The following is a 17,578-nucleotide window of genomic DNA, read 5'->3' as shown; positions in this document are numbered from 1 at the left end:
TTATTTACAGCTCTTCAATAATCTGAAATCCCCAGGCGGGCAATGCGATCGTACTATTTACGCCAACATTTACTCCTGTAGATAAAGCCTTACCTTTTGGATATGGATAAACCAGGGTCTTAGTATCTGCTGAATAGTTGAAATAATAGTGAATGGTTTTACCTTGCTGATTGATGCCTGATTTTGTGATCAATGGAAATTTAAGCGCCTGATCTTTTCCCCAAAGGCCGGCATTCTTTAAAGCGCCTTCAAGAATTTTTTCGGTAACGGCGTTATTGGTTCCGCACCCTATATAGGTTGCTAGGCCTTTGCCATAATTATTCTGGGTAACTGCCGCATACCTGCCCCAGGCCGGATGATCATACCAGGCCAGTACTTTAGCGGTAGTAGGCGTAATCAGTTCCATCCATTTTTCTGCACGGTTTTGGCTGCCTGCGTTAAATGGATCATCCTTAAAACCTACGTTTACAGGGTCGGTGAACTCCGTATAGCTGATACCACAGGCCTCGCTGATAATTCCGGGTTGAGAGACAGTCCGTACCTTGTTATGCTCATCAGCAAAGCCGCTTTTAAAGGTGTAAACAATATGTCCGCCGTTTTTAACAAAACGGTTCAACCGTTGTAACAGGCTGTCGGGCGCCGCATATAGCGCCGGCACCACAATGAGTTTGTATTTTTCTATATCCTTGCTCGATGGGTCAATAAAATCAACGCCAACATTCATATTGTACAGAACATCGTACATAGGCCTTAGCACACTGTTATAATTACCCGGCCCAAAAGAGTTATAAGCGGTTAACGCTTCGTTACTGAACAATATGGCTACATCATTTTTAATAGTAAGATTAGCCAAATGTGGCGCAAGCTTTTTAAAGTCGGCGCCAATGGTTTTAGCCTCATTATAAGTTTCGTTTGGCGCAAAGTCATGGCTGAGCAGACCTTTCCAATATGTTTCTGCTGAATTGTGTATTGAGTGCCAGTGCCAGTAAGATACCATATTGGCGCCGGACGCCAAGTGGCTGAAGGCCTGCAAACGCAGTTGGCCAGGATAAGGCACCCATTGCGGGAACCCCTGGGCTTCTGTTTCTATCACCAGGTAATTCTTTCCACCTTTCATTGACCGGGCTATGTCACCACCAAAAGAAATTTCTGCGCCGGTAAGTTTATCCTGCGAAGGGTGATAAATGTCTATTCCGGCAATATCGAGCGCTTTTGCAGCTGCAAAATGGTCTACCTCGGTCTGTATACCATAAGAATATCCCCTCCAATCAAGGTCAAAGTTCTGTGTGATAAACTGCCCCGGCTTTTTGTATTCGCGAACGATCTTTGCCTGCCAGGCCAGAAAATCCGTAACCAGCGATCGTTGGAATTTAGCAAACTCCGCATTCAGACTGGCGTTAATGCTTCCGTTGACTGATGGAAAATCATCCCAGTTATTGATCCGGTTGCTCCAGTAGTCCAGGCCAAATATCTTATTCAAACTGTCCAGCGAGGGATATTTTGATTTCATATAAGCCACAAATTGCGCCTGTACATTGGGGCCGCTGGTGCCATATGGCTTGGTCTCATTATCTACCTGATATCCTATAATTGCCGGATGGTCTTTAATATGTTCCAGCATTTTACGAATTGCATTCTCGGCATGAGCACGGTATTGAACGTTGGTGATATCCATATTCTGGCGCGCGCCGTATTGATTGGGGCCCCTTGAGGTAATAGCAAGCACATCCGGATATTTTTTCACCAGCCAGGTAGGCACCGCATATGTGGGTGTCCCTATAATAACGCTGATGCCCGCCTTATGCATTCCATTAAGCACCTTATCAATATGGCTAAAATTGAATACTCCTTCCTGTGGTTCCATCGTACTCCAGGTAGACTCCGCTATTCGGACAACATTGATCCCTGCTTCTTTCATCATCCTGATATCCTTATCAAGGCGTTCATAGGGCATATACTCGTCATAATAAGCGACGCCAAAAAGAAGCTGGTCTTTTTTAATTTGGGCAAATCCAGAATCAATCTTTAAAATGATTGATAAAAAAACAGTTGTTAAAAATACGGGGAGAAAAGTTTTCATTTCTTAGTTTTTCAGCTTAACATAATTAAACACGCTATCTACCATACAGCCCATCGCTTTTACCTGGCTGCCTTTACTCCTTCTGAGGTCATTATGACGCGCTTTATACTGCCGTCTTTATTATAATACAGGTAATCAACACATACCGACCGGTGAAAACTCCCTGCATCTGCCGCTAATGCGCCGGTATGGTAAATAAAGTAGCTCTTCCCTTTAAAGTCAATAATAGCCTGATGATTGGTATTTGAATTCCCTGCCAGTTCGTTTATTATTCCTTTGTACTGCCATGGCCCGTTAATGTTGCGGCTCATCGCGTAGGCTATCTTCTCAGGGAATTCATAAGCATATGATAAGTAATACCAGCCGTTGCGGTAGTGAACCCATGGCGCTTCAGTAAAATGCGGAAGGGTGATGGTTTTTATGGGGCCATCCAACTCCGTCATATTGGCCTTGAGTTTGGCATAATAGCATATGCTGTTGCCCCAAAACAGGTAGGCCTGCCCATCCTTATCTATAATAACCGATGGGTCGATATCATCCCAATGGTGTTTGATGGCTTTGGTCATATCGTTGGTTACCAGTGCTGAGCCCCTTGCATCTTTAAAAGGCCCCAGCGGATTATCTGCTACAGCCACTCCTATTGATTTGCCGCCAATACTTGCGTGCTCTACTGCTACATACCAGTAAAATTTGCCGTCACGCTCAATTACCTGAGAGGCCCATGCATCATCTTTAGCCCAGGCAAAAGCTTTTACATTTAACGGCGATGGATGCTCTGTCCAATTCAACATATCGGTTGAGGTGAAACTGGCCCAATGATGCATCTCATAGTTGTTTTTGCCGGTTGGCGCTTCGTCCACACCGGTGTACAAATACACGGTATTTTTATACACCATAGCAGCGGGGTCGGCAGTAAATTTATGGCGGATAATAGGGTTGCCATTTGAACGAAACACGGTATCCTTACTCTGCGCTTCAACTTTTACTGCTGAAAACAGGCAGGCTCCAAACCATACTACCGCAAAGTATTTCTTTAGTTTTTGCATTTTATTTTGTTGTATTTAAGTCGCGCACATGTATTTCCGGCCAGCCAGTTACCCAATTTAACCTCATCCTTAGGCTTAGGCTCCGGATTTATAAACTATCGGATATTATTGTTATTTAGATTTTGGTTCAAAAGCAAAGCTCTGAAATAATGTCTAGGGAAATTTGATCGCCCCACTCCTTTTTCAACGCTTGCTTAGGCCTAAGGTAAAATTAAATTATTTTAATTGTCAAATAAACAATTAAAATAATTTCAGCCAGGTGATATACCGCCTACACTTAAGAAAAAATGCTATTAAATTTCCATTTAATAGTATCCCGCCCATTCCTTTTAAATTAGCAAAAAGCCACTAATTGTTAAAATTAGTGGCTTTTTGTTATCGATTAATATTTACTAGTGTTAAATTTATTGTGTTAAATGCTGCCATATAATATTAAATACATCAACCGGGGAAACACTGCCTTGCATTGGTTTATTATTAGTGATCAATACAGGCTTGTATTTGTCGGCAACACCAACCCGCCCATGTGATCCTTTAATCAATGTTGCGTCTAATGGTATCACATCCATAACATATCTTAATCCAGCTTTTTTACGCAATAACTTATATCCCGCACGGGCTTTTGAGGTCATAAACATTTCTACAGGATCATACCCGGGTTTTTTATGAATATCAACAACACGGGCATAATCAGGCGCTTTGGCATCATCCAGCCAAAAATAATAAGTAAACCAGCTGTCTTCAGCCGCCATAAGCACCAAATCGCCGGCACGTTCATGGTTAATGTGGTATGCCGCCTGTTCCTCCCTGTCAAGCACCAGCTCAATACCCGGCACCGTTTTAAGTAAAGCTTTTACCTGCTCAGTAACAGATGGGTCATTAATATATACATGCGCTATTTGATGGTCGGCTACAACAAATGCCTTCGAAGCTCCCGGGTCAAGCAGTTCTAAACCCCGTTCTACCCGTATCGCTAACAAGTTATGCTGTCTTAACAAGCGATTTAAATGAATGGGGTTGTTTACCGGCGCTATGCCATATTCTGATAACAGAATAATGTTGGCGTTCTTTTTTTGGTAAAATAAAACCAGTTCTTCAACCAAAGAATCTACTTCTTTTAGTTCAGTGGCTATTTTTGATTCATCGGGACCAAACTTTTGCAGGCAATAATCTAAATGCGGGAGATAGATGAGCGTAAGTGTAGGATCGTGCAGATCATCAGTATGCATAGATGCATCTGCTATCCATCTGCTCGATTTAATGTTTGCTCCGGGCCCCCAGAATTGAAAAAGGGGAAATTGCCCCAGCTTGTCTTGTAATATATCACGTAATTCGGCAGGGTGCGTGTAACAATCGGGCATTTTTCTGCCATCAGCAAGGTAATTGGGGCGCGGTGTTACCGAGTAATCGGCAGTTGAATACATATTGTACCACCAAAACATCATTGATGAGGTAAAAGAAGGGTCTTCTTTTTTTGCTTTATCCCATATCTTATCACCTATAACAAGTTTATTCGACTGCTTCCAGAATTTGACCTCGCTATCCACACGGTCATACCAGCCGTTGCCTACAATACCATTATCAACCGGATATTTGCCGGTTAAATAAGCCGACTGAACAGCAGTGGTTACAGCAGGTAAAAGCGGCTCAATAGTGGTAAGGTTCTTTTGCTGGATATATTTTTTCAAAAATGGCGTATGCTCTCCTATCACAGAAGCAGACAGGCCAACTATATCAATAACAACCGTTTTGTTCATTGTATGAATTTAATGTATTAACTGATGCTTAACCCAATCCAACTCACGGATTATAGACTGGGTAAGCGGGATTTTCAAAGCATCCGGCAATACGCCCCATGTATATGTTTCTACTTCCAGATGACTGGTAAAAGGACTTTTACACTGTATACCGAGCACTTCCTTGATATCGGCCTGCGTAGATTGCAGCAGGCCAAAATTCTCTAAAAACACAGGAACATGGAAGTGCGCCCTCCATTCCCGGGCATCGTCTGTGGCCATTAACGCGTCTGGCAAATCGGCGTATCGCTGCAGGCTGCCATCCTTTAACTTCGCAATTACCTGATGAAGGTAGGTAGGTTCGTTAAATTTTTCAAACTCGCTAAGTATAGCTCCCCTGTTGCCGGGCGTAGCGTCAAAGCTCGCTTTTAACGCAGCACTGATCTGTATCTTACCTATCTTAATTTCTTTTTGAACCAGCTCATTAATCACGGCCTGGTGGGGTTCAAATCCTATTGCAAAATGGCAAACATCATAACACAAATTAACATGCTGTTTAATAAGGTGGTGTGCCTGCTGACTTGAAAGTTCTAATTCATCTTTAAAAAGGTTTTCGCCAAGTGGTAACAACTCACCTTCAAACCATTCTATAAATTCTTTTCCGGTCTCTAATATTCCGTCGGGCTCTGGCTCAATGTCTAAATGTAAGCTGATACCCGTTCTTTGTTTTATTAAATTGAGTTGGGCAACTACCTGTAATATATTTTTTGTCGCCTCCATTTTGGCTTGGGCCATCGCATCATCACTGTCAAACCAGTGCTTATAGCTTAAAGGCGATGTTGATATCCCTCCCTCCATACCATCTGGCAGTAACAATGCCAGTATATTAAAAAGTCGTATAGTGTAGTTTACCCTCTCGTTAGTTGTCCAGTCGGGGGCATGTACCTGATCTTTAACTATCACATCATGAAACCCACCGTATGGGAAGCCATTCATGGTAAACACATAGGCTCCCGTTTGCGCCAGCCATTCTTTAAAAACCTTCAAATTGTCGCCCTCCAGCAATTCTATACTGGCCACGTTTGATAAACGGAGCCCAATGCCCATTGGCGCATCGGGCGAAAGTTGTTTTTTTATTTCGGGGAAACTTTGTTGCAAAGCGCTAAAATGATCGGTCCAGGTTTCGCCGGGGTGTATATTAGTACAGTAAGAGAGATGGCCTGCGGGAAGTTTCATAGTATTTATTAACTTTTATAATTGACGTGTTGCAATTCATTTAATTTTTTTCCGGCCCTTTTTAATATGTCCGTATCAATTTCATGCACTTCCTCACCCTGGCCGATAGCTTTCAGCAACATAATGGTTAACTGACCGCCTAAATGTTCGCGAAATTCTTCCAGGCCAGCCAATATTGGGCTATTTTCTGCATCTACCTGCAACAGTGAATGTGAAATATCGAAGCCAAGACTTTGCAATGCATGGATAATTCTATCACTTTCTGCTGATGACAAACGACCTGAAAGATTTGAATAAACCGTATCTAGGGCAATGCCCATTGCCACTGCTTCTCCATGGCGTACGTCAAAATTACTCAGGTATTCGAGTTTATGGGCGCTCCAGTGCCCAAAATCAAGTGGGCGCGACGATCCGCTTTCAAAGGGGTCAGCCCCGGCAATATGTTCCATATGCAGCTGCGCGCATCTCCATATCAGATAGTTCATTGCCTCCATATCGCGTTTAACCAATGTTGCCGCATTATCTTCTATCCAACTAAAAAATGCTGCGTCTTTTAACACAGCCACCTTAACAGCTTCAGATATTCCTGAACGCCAGTCGCGGTCAGAAAGGGTTTTTAAAAAGTTTTCATCGTTAAACACGACGGCCGGCGGCATAAACGTGCCCAGGAAGTTTTTCTTTGAAAAATAATTGATCCCGTTTTTCACCCCGATACCCGAGTCGTTTTGAGATAGCACAGTAGTGGGTATGCGTATATGTTTAATACCACGGTGCGATACCGCAGCGGCATAACCAACCATATCCAGTACAGAGCCGCCGCCAATAGCAGCAATATAAGAGTGCCTGTCAATACCGTAAGTATTAACCGCTTCAACAACCTGGTTAAAGTAAACCTCATCATTTTTAACTACCTCGCCGCCGGGCACAATTAAAACGTCGGGGACGAGGCGAACGGTGTTATAAGAAGTGAAATATTTCTTTATATCATCAATAAGATTAGGGTGTGCATTTATAACACCACTATCTGCCACAAACAGTATTTTACGTAAAGATGCCGATGTTGCTGAGTTTAGAAAAAAATCGTTTAAAAGCGTATTGACAGGGTTAAATATACCTGCCGTAAAGTAAACCTGGTATTCGAACTTTACAGAAAAAGACTGTGATAGTTGCTTCATGTGAAGGATTAAGAAAGCGCTAAAATAAGTAATTAAGTAACGGCAAAAATCTTTGCCAGCCATAATGATAAAGGCAATAAACAAGCTATAATTAAGGCAGCGTAAATAGTACTAAATGTTGCCGCCCATGCCGCATCCATTAATATGAGGGAAATAACACCTGCTTTTACAGCTCCGCCTATGTTTTTACCCACCGGATCTTTAATTGCTTTAATCAGTGGCGTAAATATCATCCACAAAAACGGTATTAGTATTATCACCGTTAGCAGCAGCTTATTATTCAGATATGAAAAGCAAAGTATAAATCCAGTTACCACAGTATATAAGAGTGCTGCAATGTACAAATTACCCTTATTGCCGCCATGCACTTCGCCGCGGCTGATCATGGTTATAGAAAAAATGTAGATGATGGGTACAACTGCCAAAAAATACCATTGCGGTAAAGCCTGTGTAACAATACTAACTCCCAAAAGTAAATTTAAGCCCCTGCAAAGCCCCATATTAAGCGGGCCAAAAAACGGATGATCTTTACTGATCTTATTGTATAACAAGGCAAAAAAAGCAACGCCTGTTGCTAACGAAGCTGACACGGAACTGTATAAACCCGCAAATAATATTCCGGCTGTTAATAAAATGCTGCCAAATACAGCGGCCTGGCGCACGCTTATTATCCCCCTGGGAATAGCCCGTTCGGGCCGTTCAATTTTATCAAGTTCGGCATCAAACACATCGTTAAACACAATACCGCCTGCATATAAGCAAGCTGTTGAAAAACATAACAGTAAAGCTCCTGTTATATTATCTGCAAGGTACCCCCATGAAAATGCACCTGCTATAGCAATGCCTGCTAAAACATCGGCAACCGAAGTTACGATGTTAGCCGGCCGCATCATCCGTAAATAAGCAATTGTATTTTTCAAAATGCCTAACTAATAATAATGGATGATTTATTAATGCGCGGCTGCTGGCCTCCCCTTAAAATGCTGTTTCCCTCAAATTTTACGCTTTGGTCAACATCCGCAACAAAATCGGCCTCATTGATCTGGCCGCTTTGCGCAAAAGCCGTTATAGCGTTACGATAAGTAACCAGTTCAATAGCAGCATCACTTATTCCGTTAAGCTTCATTAACGCTGCGGTTTTAGGCACCGCCAAAGGGTCGCTTATCCCCCAATCTGCTGCTGAGTTAACCATAATGCGCTCGGGCCCGTACTGTTTTACGATCTCTACCATGCGCTGGTTACCCATTTTGGTGAACGGATAAATTGTAAAGGCAGTCCAAAACCCTCTGTCAAGCACTTCTTTAACCGTTTCTTCATTGTTATGGTCAACAATAACCATTTTAGGATCCAGGCCATGCTCTATCGCTATATCCATACTGCGCTGCGTTCCGCGTTTTTTGTCGCGGTGCGGGGTATGTATCTGTACGGGTAAACCTGCCTCCTTTGCCAACTCAAGCTGTAACCGGTAATATTTTTCTTCTAAAGCGGTTTGGTCATCAAAGCCAATTTCACCAATACCTACCACGCCGTCTTTATACATAAACAGCGGCAGCATTTCCATTACCTGCTCGGCGAGGGCTTCGTTATTTGCTTCCCTTGAATTGAGCCCGATGGTGCAATAATGTTTTATACCAAATTGCGACGACCGGAATCTTTCCCACCCTATCAGGCTGCTGTAATAATCTTTAAAACTGTCGGCACCCGTACGGGGCTGGCCCAGCCAAAAAGAGGGCTCTATAAGTGCAACTATGCCGGCATCGGCCATGGCCTGGTAATCATCAGTTGTCCGCGAGGTCATGTGTACATGCGGATCAAAAAACTTCATCCCTTTTATAACACTTATATCAAACGCATCTGCCGGTTGTTCAGATGGTATATTTTTATCTTCAATGGTATGACTGCAACACATTTCTTTTCCTTTTAATAAACTATTAACTCTTTAAAATCTCCCCTGTTTCATATCGTGCAATGTTTGATTGTCAATAAACTTGCCAACCAGGTGCCAAAGCATAGGGTCTACCCCTCTGCCTGCTGCATGGCGTTCCTTTGCATAATCAATTAATATACGTGCAAGCTCACTGTTAGCCCTATGGTCTAAGCCATATATTTTATCCATTTGTTTTTCGGTAAAAAAAGCTTTTAATATCATTTGGTTCCATGCGGGTTCATCAAGGTTCTCAGCCGGGTACGGATTGTGATACATGATAGCCTCAAGCACTATACCCATGTTGCTTCTAATACCTTCGGCACAACGTTTTATCCACAAGCTGGGATAAGGCAGCAACGGCAGGGCAGCATATAGTGCAGCCTGTTCGTTCATTTCGGCCGCAGAAAACAAATTCTCAATATCTTTAAAATAAGTGTCTTTTTCTATTTTGCTATGCTGAATTAATAATAGTACCCTGCCAAGTTTATCGGCTGTCCAATTGTTAAGTGTAAACCCTGGGCGCAAATTTGCTAATGCCTGCTGTTGGGTTTCGCCAACCTCTAAAACAGCCTTACCGGTTTTACGCGGCATCATAACAAATGCTTTGTTAAAAGCCAGTGTATCATCCGCATCACTTTGAGCATTGAACCAGCTCCACGCTTCGGTAGTTATATTTGCCTGTAAAATGTTTGAAAGAACAGTTTTAACCGTTGTAATATTGTAAGTATCCATATTGATTCAGACTGCAAAATAGTTAACAAACAACGCCACAGCAATAATGGGCAACCCTAAAAACTCAGAAAAATCACATTCAAAACAATCAAGCATACAACCTTACATTATTACATACTAAGTAAAAAATACAGCAGGGCAATTTACAATTAATATTTATTAAGATTTGCTTGCAGATAATTAACCACAGTTCTTAATCTGCCAGCTAAACTAAACGTTGTATCAGATCCAACAATTGCTTCAGGTCATTTATGGTTGTCAGCGGATTCATCAAAGCTGTCCTTAAGTAAAACCCGCCTTTTATTGAGGTACTTACTATATAAAACCTGCCGTCTTTGATTATCTGTTTCAGGATCTCCTTATTTAACGCGTTTAAGTCGTTAGTGGCGGTAACATAGCGGAAACAAACGATGTTGGCTTGCGGTAGACAAAGAAGTTCAAAATTGGGCGATTCAATCAACATTTGCCCGAATGATTTTGCCAGCTCATATAGCTTATTGATATTTTGGCGGTAAAGATGTTGTCCATACAATTTCATAACAGTGTATACATGTAGTATCGACATGGGCTTAGTACATTCAAATGTTTGTTTTCCAGAGTTATACCATTCATCAGCCTGCTGATCTTGCCAAAGATATTGAGCATCCTGCGTGAAAGTAAACTGTGAAAGTTCATGAGACCGGAATATTAAGGCTGTAGACAGAGACGGTACCATCATCATTTTGTGAAAGTCAAGTATCAGTGAGTTGGCCCTCTCTGTTCCTTTCAATAAATGAGTGTAATCAGGAGAAAAAATGGCTGCACCGCCGTGAGCTGCATCCACATGAAACCATAACCGAAATTTTTCAGCAAAATCTGCCAATGCTTCTAAATTATCATAAGCACCGGTAGCAGTGGTACACGCACAGCCAATAACTCCAAAAATATGCTTACTTTCTGATAAAGATTTCAGGTACAGCGGCTCCAGCGTATCAACCAGAATTGAAAAATCATTTCCCGCCGGTATTTTAATAATATTTTCTGACGGAATGCCCATAACCGTAAATGCCCGGCTAACGCTGTAATGAGCCTCTTCTGATACCATTATAGCTAATTGCTCATACCTTACATCGGTATATTGCCTAAGATAATAGGTGCGTGCCGCTAATAATGCAGAAAGATTTCCGAGTGTGCCACCGGAAGTTACAAAACCGGAAGCCTCTGCTCCGAATCCAAAGCGTTTAGCCAGATCACTGATAATGACTTTTTCCATGGCATTGCCGGCCATGCCCATTTCGTATACGGCCATACCATTGTTTAAAAAAGCCATCAAGGCCGAAGTAAGTATAGTAACGGGCAATGTTGGCGGTACCTGGTGGCCAATGTAGGCCCTACGATGCACGTTAATGGATTTAGATATGACTTTTTCAAACAGTTCTAATGCGTCAGCCGGTGCTGGCGACTCAAAGTCGTTCTGCCAATAGGCCAACTGTTGTTCCGGAGATTCCCATGGTAAAACAGTTTCACCTGGCTGCAGGTGCGCTTTTTTTAATTCCTCGGTAAGTATACCTATTAGTCCTTCTGCCAAATCCCTGAACTTCTCCGGATCATAGGCCTCTGTAATTAAATTTTCCATTGGTATCTTTTTACAAATGAAAGCCCTTTTCTTATAGAAAAATACTTAATTTGAATGGATTTATAACAAAAAATTGCAAGCTTACCCGTCTGGATGCCTTTTGGCGTCTTTTTTCATTTATCCGGATAAAATCAAATTTCGGTCACCCGCATATCACGAAGTAACAATTCGTATTTTTTTTAAAATGTTTTCCTGAGCTTCGCGTCTGTATAGGTATATACACATACAATACATATATGGAACACGATTATTTAATGCTGAATGGTGGTTGCCCTGCAACCTTGGCCATGCCCCCTGATGAGGAAAGAGAGCTGGCCATTTTATTTCTGGATGTGCGGAACTTTACCGGGCTTATGGAATCACAACCGGCGGGATCTGTGATCCAGGTAGTGCGCCGCTTATTTACAGCATTCAACCAGATCATTAAAAACTTCAATGGTAAAGTGGTAGAAATAGCTGGTGACAACCTGTATGCGGTTTTTGGCTTACAAGATAATGTCCGCGCGGCTGCGAACCATGCTTATCAGGCTGCAAAAATCATGTTTCAAACCGTCAACCTTTTCAATGAGGCTTATACAACGCCTTATTATGGCGGCCCGCTGGAAATTGGCGTTGGCCTGCACGCCGGGAAAGTGTTTGTTGGAGAATTTGGACTGGATTCGCCTGCTCAGTTATCAGTAATGGGGCTGCCCGTAAACATTGCTTCCAGGCTTCAGGCGAAGACAAAGGAACTGAACAATAATATGCTTATGTCTGAGGATGTTTACCGTTTGTTAGAACCAAATGGAACTGTTTTCAACCAGCAAACGGTTAACCTACAGGGTATATCCAATAGTCAGCAAGTACGGTTGGCCGGAAGACCTTATAGTAAGCAACTAACCTTAACAGCTCTACAACACGACATGGACTATTTACTGGCCATTTCCGGTTAAGGCGCCCTAAGCTTGGGCAGTATTAATAAGGTGCATGGTTTGCACATCCTTTACGCCGCTATAAAATTTGTCCAGCACTTGTTGAAAGACCGGGTCGGTGTTGGGCAGTGCAGCAAACAAGGTCATGCAGGATTTCAATTTAAGGTCATCGGGCGTACCGAATATATCCGTCGCGTTGTTACTCTCCAGTTTAAGTAATTGCTGGCAAATCCGGATCAATCGTCCACCTAACACCGGGTGCGTCAGAAATCCCTCTGCTTCCTTCACATCCCTGATAGCGTAATATTTGGAAGTTTCACTAAAACCCAGCCCTTCTATCTGTGGAAAGATGTACCACATCCAATGGCTTTGCTTCCTGCCACGTTTAATTTCGGCGAACGCCCCCTGGTAATCATTTTCCTGTGCCTCTAAAAACCTGGTTAGTCCGGCCATTTTCCTCCTCTTTGAACTTATTGTCATTGGTAAGCTGGTTTATGTTCTGTTCTCTCTTTTTTGCAAAGAACTCCCGTGCGCGTTTCAGCCCGGTAGCAATCGCCATGCCCTCGTCCGCACCATCCTTTAGTACTTCATTGGCGATCTCGACAGCCTTTTCCCGCAGTTTTTTTGGCTGATTGTTATAAGACGGCGGATAATCTCCGTTGTACCAGGGCATAGGCTTATTTTTTTTCCTTTTACTTGATTTTCAATGTTGTAGCATTGATTGGAACCGCCTTTTTTCGCATCTTTAATATCGGCTTGTTTAATGCCGGGTTTGCCTGCTTCATATTTTACTTCGTGTGGTTGATCTGATACAAAATGCCGTTCCACTTTTGATCCTCTTTGCCATATGTTGTAATTTTTAGCTATAGGGATAACAACCGCAAATACACAGGGTTTGAATTTCTTTTTATTTGTGAAGAAAATATTTTATCAGGGCGGAGATCTACAACAGCAAACTTATAAGACAAACCGCGCAAAAGGTAGAGGAATGAGACGATAAAAACGCTGATATCTATTATTCCGGTTGTTGGTCTACTATTTTTCTACTTCATTCCCTGTTCGGTTAATATTGTTATCAGAGAGTAATGGTCAAGGATTTTAATTAAAAATTTATATTATGCGACACACAACATTCAATCAGGCGTTTATTAAGATGTTTACGCTGATTACACTATGCTTCACTGCATTTGGTTTCACAACAAAATTTGGATTGGACAGTTATGAGATCTATCTTAATAACAAGCTCATCCTGAAACAGGCGGTGAACCAGCCCCTGAGTTTAAGAGTACTGCAATTGGATAAGGCAAATGACAATGATCAGCTGCGTATCAATTACAAACATTGCACTGTAAAGGGGGCCGGTACCAACAGGAGCATTACCATAAAAGACGAGAAGGGAAATGCATTGAAGAAATTTGAATTTGCCAATACCACCGGTTCAGATTTAAATATGGTAATATCAGTAAAAGATCTGTTGCAGTTGAAAAAGAATAATGCCCAACATGAGCTCAGCCTTCATTATACTGCACGGGAACTCCCTAAAGGCGAAATGCTTGCATTTCTTCGTTAAATGAATGGGATATTTTCCAGGAGAAATGGCAATAAGCAAGTGCACCGGAGATTTAACAAAGGTGCACTTGCCTATTGCCTTTAAGCTAATATCGTTTTAAATAGCCTGCTTGCAGGATCATCATTAATTTACCATTTTTCATTTTTCCAACGCGTCAATAACAGGAAGGCACCTTCAATAATAGTAAACTTTGCTGCGCTTGCCTTGCTGAAATTTATTACTGACGTGATCGGGGTTGCTTTATAAAGCTATTTAGTTTTTAACACGTTCTCCTTTAGCTGCAAACATCCCCATCAGGCTTCCCTTTACGCGGTCGGCATCCAGAGGCTCAAGCATCAGGTTAACATCATAACCTTGTGTGTTGAAATAGGCGGTAATGCTTTTATCCTTTTCGTCTATCTGAGTAATCTTTGAAATTTCTTTGTCGGTTGAATCTCGCAAGGCGCCGGTTAGTTTGCCGTCCTTTTTTTCAAAAACAAACATCATGGTAGCATCTCCCTGAGGCGTTCCCATAATTATTACTTTCCATTTCCCCGTGAAATAGTCTGTTGTTGACTGTGCTTTCGCACCAACGCATAAAAACATGCTTGCAATTACTGTGAAAGTTAAAATGAGTTTTTTCATAATGATTTATTTTAAGTTTAAAATTGGTGAAGCCATTCCGTAAGAATGACAGAATAAATGTAACCAACAAAAACTATAAAACAAATTATTCCGTACTTTTTACGTAATGTATTTTAGTTAACTTTACAACCGAAATGAAAGCGCTAAAATTTGAAGATCTAACAGCTAACTCCGACCAATATCTTCGGAACGTTGCTGTAGATAACGTTATCTTTGGATATCATGATAAAGAACTGAAAGTACTGCTTCAACAGCCTTTAGCTGTAACTAAATGGACGGTTACAGGAGGTTATATCAAAAAATCAGAGGACATTGCTGAAGCTGCAAAACGGATCGCTTTTACAAGAACCGGCCTTGATAACCTTTTCTTTCAGCAATTTGGTGCGTTTGGGAGCCCTACAAGGTCTGTGGATAGTGAATTTACAGCACAACGCCTTAGCGAATTTTCAGGGATTGAAATACCTGCTAATCTCTGGATCTTTGATTATTTTGTGTCTCTCGGCTTTTATACATTGACCGAGTTTTCAAAGGTTAAGTTAAAAAAGGGTGGCTATGAGGCCGAATGCCGGTGGTGGCCTGTAAGCGAACTACCGCCGATGATGTTTGACCATAAGCAAATTGTTTCTGAAGCGTTACGCGCCTTACGTCTGCATATAGCGTATTACCCAATAGGTTACGAACTCCTTCCCGAGAAATTCACCTTACCAGAAATTCATAATCTTTATGAGGCCATTTTAGGGAAACCACTTGATACCAGGAACTTCTCTAAACGCTTAATGGGTACCGGCATCATCGTTAAATTAAATGAAACCAAAAAGATAGGCGCCCACCGCTCTCCGTTCCTCTATACATTCGACAAAGAAAAATACGACGAGGGATTGAAGAACGGCGTTACCCTGGCATTTTAATGCAATTACAGGAATAACTTATAAAAAGTTCCACTCTGCTTAATTTAATAACTCTATTTGACAGGGCCTGCTGCTGCTTCAATTATTAAGCGGGCAACCTCTTGGGGGTGCGATACAAATACTGAATGGCTTGCACCTTCTATTTCTACAGTTTGGCTGCCGGCGCGTTTGGCGTACATCCTTTCCAGATCCGGGTTAATGATCCGGTCGGCTTTAGCAACCATATACCAACTGGGTTTGGTTCTCCAGGCCGGATTTTGAATTACAGCGTGAAAAACCTGGTCGGCTGTAGGCATCTGCGCATTGGCCATAAATTCTGCTTGTTTTTTGGGCAGGTCTCCTGCAAAATCAGCAGGAAATTGTGCAGGGTCAATATAATCGAAACCATCGGCCGGTTTTTGCAGGGATTTGTAAGCCGGAGGGATACGTTTGCCATTATCCGCTTCTGATTCCCCTTTATCTGGTGCATGGGCAGCTATATAAACCAGCCCTGCCACATGTGAGTTGTTCCCTGCTTCGGTAATTAAACCGCCACCGTAACTATGACCAACTAAAATACAGGGGCCGTCCTGAAGGTCCAACACTCTTTTTACGGCTGCTAAATCGGCCTCAAAAGATGTTAAAGGCTGCTGTACAACACTCACACGATATCCTTTGCTTACCAGGATATCGTAAACGGGCTTCCATCCGGAACCATCTACAAATGCGCCATGTACCAATACGATATTTTTAATTGTGGCAGCCTGCTGTGCGTGGGCTACCGATGAAATAAATAAAGCAGCAAAGGCTATACTGCCGGCCACCATCAACCTGATGATATTTTTTGATATATTTTTCATGGTAAAAGAATTTTCAATTAATTTAAACCCTCTTTCAAGCACGTCGGCATTGTTAAAAACAACGCCCGGTATAATGTCCTGATCTTTCAACTTCATCCTTATTGACAAACCCTAAGAACGAAACACCATTGAGGTAAAAGAAGTTTGCTTTATGAAGAAGTTTGAGAAATTTGCCAGGTCATCAAATCCTAAGGTATAGGATATTTCAGAGATATTCCAGTCGGTTTGTTTAAGTAAGATCTTGGCTTCCTGTATTATCCTGCTGCTGAAGTCCCTGGTGCCTTGGTACACGCAGTCATGCTTAGTGCGGGTCATCATTTTGTAAGATTTGCTAATTGCTTGTTCAATTAAGTATTAAATTAAACACAGGGTAGGATAATTAAACCAAATGGTATAACTTTAATTATAATTTAAACCATATGATATTATATGGACTTATAAATCAATTTATCCATTATTTTAAACACACCGACCAACTCATGAACACACAAACACTTTTACCGGCCCTGTTAACGCTTCATCTTACAGGCCTTATCCTCATGGCAGGTACTACAGTTATCGATTATGTTACATTTTCAACCTTTTGGAAGCAATTTCAGGTCAATCAAACCAAATCATTAGTGTTACTGGAAGCAACGTCAAAATTCGCAAGGATCAATGGAATTGGCGCCGCCCTACTAATACTTACAGGCATAGGTATGATGGCACTTACTCATGGTATTTTTGGAGAACAGCTATGGTTCAGAATCAAATTCGCTTTGGTAATTATCATTATACTAAACGCGTTGCTTGTTAGCAGGCGGCAGAGTTTGAAACTACGAAAACATATAACTGACACCGGCAGCACAGCACTTGAAGAAATAAACAAAGCCAAGGCGAACCTCTATCGGTTTTATTTTTCCCAGTTCCTTCTGTTATTTCTGGTAATTTTCCTCAGTGTGTTTAAATTCAACTAGGCTGTTTACTCATAGCTGTACTACGGATTGTTACTGCTTTATTTGGATTATTACAGCTGGTAAAATGGTATGCCGGTGCGCATGATCCCGGCATACTATTGACCAGTATAAAGGTTAACTTTATCTTTAACCAAAACCATCCGTATTTTCGTAAAACGTCATGTATAGTCCAAACAAGAAAAACACATACAGAATATCCCCCTGGATCATTTGGTTAAGTTCT

At 41.8% G+C, this 17,578-nt stretch carries 18 protein-coding genes; 4 read left to right on the top strand and 14 right to left on the bottom strand.

What is annotated here, in order from left to right; genetic code table 11:
• Nucleotides 1-4: 4 nt before the first annotated feature.
• The 9 genes from WC743_RS09690 to WC743_RS09650 form a co-directional block, all read right to left on the bottom strand.
• Nucleotides 5-2,080, bottom strand: a complete 2,076-nt coding sequence (locus tag WC743_RS09690; protein WP_373011751.1) for a beta-galactosidase — start codon at nt 2,078-2,080, stop codon at nt 5-7.
• A gap of 59 nt (nt 2,081-2,139) precedes the next feature.
• Nucleotides 2,140-3,126: a glycoside hydrolase family 43 protein gene (locus WC743_RS09685; RefSeq protein ID WP_373011750.1), complete on the bottom strand. Its 987-nt coding sequence runs from the start codon at nt 3,124-3,126 to the stop codon at nt 2,140-2,142.
• Between the two features lie 404 nt (nt 3,127-3,530).
• Nucleotides 3,531-4,883 carry an alkaline phosphatase family protein gene (locus tag WC743_RS09680; protein ID WP_373011748.1) on the bottom strand — a complete coding sequence of 451 codons (1,353 nt, stop codon included), beginning with the start codon at nt 4,881-4,883 and terminating at the stop codon, nt 3,531-3,533.
• Nucleotides 4,884-4,892: 9 nt separating this feature from the next.
• On the bottom strand, nt 4,893-6,098 hold the full coding sequence (gene eboE, locus WC743_RS09675) for a metabolite traffic protein EboE (RefSeq protein ID WP_373011746.1): 1,206 nt from the start codon (nt 6,096-6,098) through the stop codon (nt 4,893-4,895).
• Nucleotides 6,099-6,106: 8 nt separating this feature from the next.
• Nucleotides 6,107-7,273 carry a 3-dehydroquinate synthase gene (locus WC743_RS09670; protein ID WP_373011745.1) on the bottom strand — a complete coding sequence of 389 codons (1,167 nt, stop codon included), beginning with the start codon at nt 7,271-7,273 and terminating at the stop codon, nt 6,107-6,109.
• A 32-nt stretch (nt 7,274-7,305) separates the two neighbouring features.
• Entirely contained in the window at nt 7,306-8,193 is an 888-nt protein-coding gene (eboC, locus tag WC743_RS09665; RefSeq protein WP_373011744.1) for a UbiA-like protein EboC, read from the bottom strand.
• Between the two features lie 5 nt (nt 8,194-8,198).
• Entirely contained in the window at nt 8,199-9,182 is a 984-nt protein-coding gene (locus WC743_RS09660) for a TatD family hydrolase (protein ID WP_373011743.1), read from the bottom strand.
• Between the two features lie 30 nt (nt 9,183-9,212).
• Nucleotides 9,213-9,932 (bottom strand): EboA domain-containing protein, encoded by a 720-nt coding sequence (locus WC743_RS09655; RefSeq protein WP_373011742.1) that lies wholly within the window; start codon nt 9,930-9,932, stop codon nt 9,213-9,215.
• 205 nt (nt 9,933-10,137) lie between these two features.
• Nucleotides 10,138-11,547: an aspartate aminotransferase family protein gene (locus tag WC743_RS09650; protein WP_373011740.1), complete on the bottom strand. Its 1,410-nt coding sequence runs from the start codon at nt 11,545-11,547 to the stop codon at nt 10,138-10,140.
• Between the two features lie 236 nt (nt 11,548-11,783).
• Between WC743_RS09650 and WC743_RS09645 the strand changes: the two genes are divergently transcribed.
• Complete coding sequence (locus WC743_RS09645) at nt 11,784-12,479, top strand: adenylate/guanylate cyclase domain-containing protein (protein WP_373011739.1); 696 nt, start codon at nt 11,784-11,786, stop codon at nt 12,477-12,479.
• A gap of 6 nt (nt 12,480-12,485) precedes the next feature.
• Here the strand turns inward: WC743_RS09645 and WC743_RS09640 are convergent, their stop codons facing one another.
• Both WC743_RS09640 and WC743_RS09635 read right to left on the bottom strand, forming a co-directional pair.
• Nucleotides 12,486-12,911 (bottom strand): DUF1810 domain-containing protein, encoded by a 426-nt coding sequence (locus WC743_RS09640; protein WP_373011738.1) that lies wholly within the window; start codon nt 12,909-12,911, stop codon nt 12,486-12,488.
• Nucleotides 12,871-13,131, bottom strand: a complete 261-nt coding sequence (locus WC743_RS09635) for a hypothetical protein (RefSeq protein ID WP_373011737.1) — start codon at nt 13,129-13,131, stop codon at nt 12,871-12,873. Before WC743_RS09635 ends, WC743_RS09640 begins: the two co-directional genes overlap by 41 nt.
• 444 nt (nt 13,132-13,575) lie before the next feature.
• On the opposite strand from WC743_RS09635, the gene WC743_RS09630 reads away from it, so the two are divergent.
• The gene (locus WC743_RS09630) at nt 13,576-14,028 is read left to right on the top strand and encodes a hypothetical protein (protein ID WP_373011736.1); all 453 of its coding nucleotides are present in this window, start codon (nt 13,576-13,578) and stop codon (nt 14,026-14,028) included.
• A 252-nt stretch (nt 14,029-14,280) separates the two neighbouring features.
• Here WC743_RS09630 and WC743_RS09625 read toward each other — a convergent pair whose 3' ends face one another.
• Nucleotides 14,281-14,652, bottom strand: a complete 372-nt coding sequence (locus WC743_RS09625) for a hypothetical protein (RefSeq protein WP_373011734.1) — start codon at nt 14,650-14,652, stop codon at nt 14,281-14,283.
• A 134-nt stretch (nt 14,653-14,786) separates the two neighbouring features.
• On the opposite strand from WC743_RS09625, the gene WC743_RS09620 reads away from it, so the two are divergent.
• Entirely contained in the window at nt 14,787-15,560 is a 774-nt protein-coding gene (locus tag WC743_RS09620; protein ID WP_373011733.1) for an NUDIX domain-containing protein, read from the top strand.
• A 53-nt stretch (nt 15,561-15,613) separates the two neighbouring features.
• Here the strand turns inward: WC743_RS09620 and WC743_RS09615 are convergent, their stop codons facing one another.
• The gene (locus tag WC743_RS09615) at nt 15,614-16,495 is read right to left on the bottom strand and encodes an alpha/beta hydrolase (protein ID WP_373011731.1); all 882 of its coding nucleotides are present in this window, start codon (nt 16,493-16,495) and stop codon (nt 15,614-15,616) included.
• A 15-nt stretch (nt 16,496-16,510) separates the two neighbouring features.
• On the bottom strand, nt 16,511-16,717 hold the full coding sequence (locus WC743_RS09610; RefSeq protein WP_373011730.1) for a helix-turn-helix domain-containing protein: 207 nt from the start codon (nt 16,715-16,717) through the stop codon (nt 16,511-16,513).
• A gap of 161 nt (nt 16,718-16,878) precedes the next feature.
• Between WC743_RS09610 and WC743_RS09605 the strand changes: the two genes are divergently transcribed.
• Nucleotides 16,879-17,355: a hypothetical protein gene (locus WC743_RS09605; protein WP_373011729.1), complete on the top strand. Its 477-nt coding sequence runs from the start codon at nt 16,879-16,881 to the stop codon at nt 17,353-17,355.
• The last annotated feature ends 223 nt before the right edge of the window (nt 17,356-17,578 follow it).

The sequence above is a fragment of the Mucilaginibacter sp. genome (assembly GCF_041660805.1).
GTDB lineage: Bacteria > Bacteroidota > Bacteroidia > Sphingobacteriales > Sphingobacteriaceae > Mucilaginibacter.
This window is presented reverse-complemented; position numbering and strand designations above follow the sequence as displayed.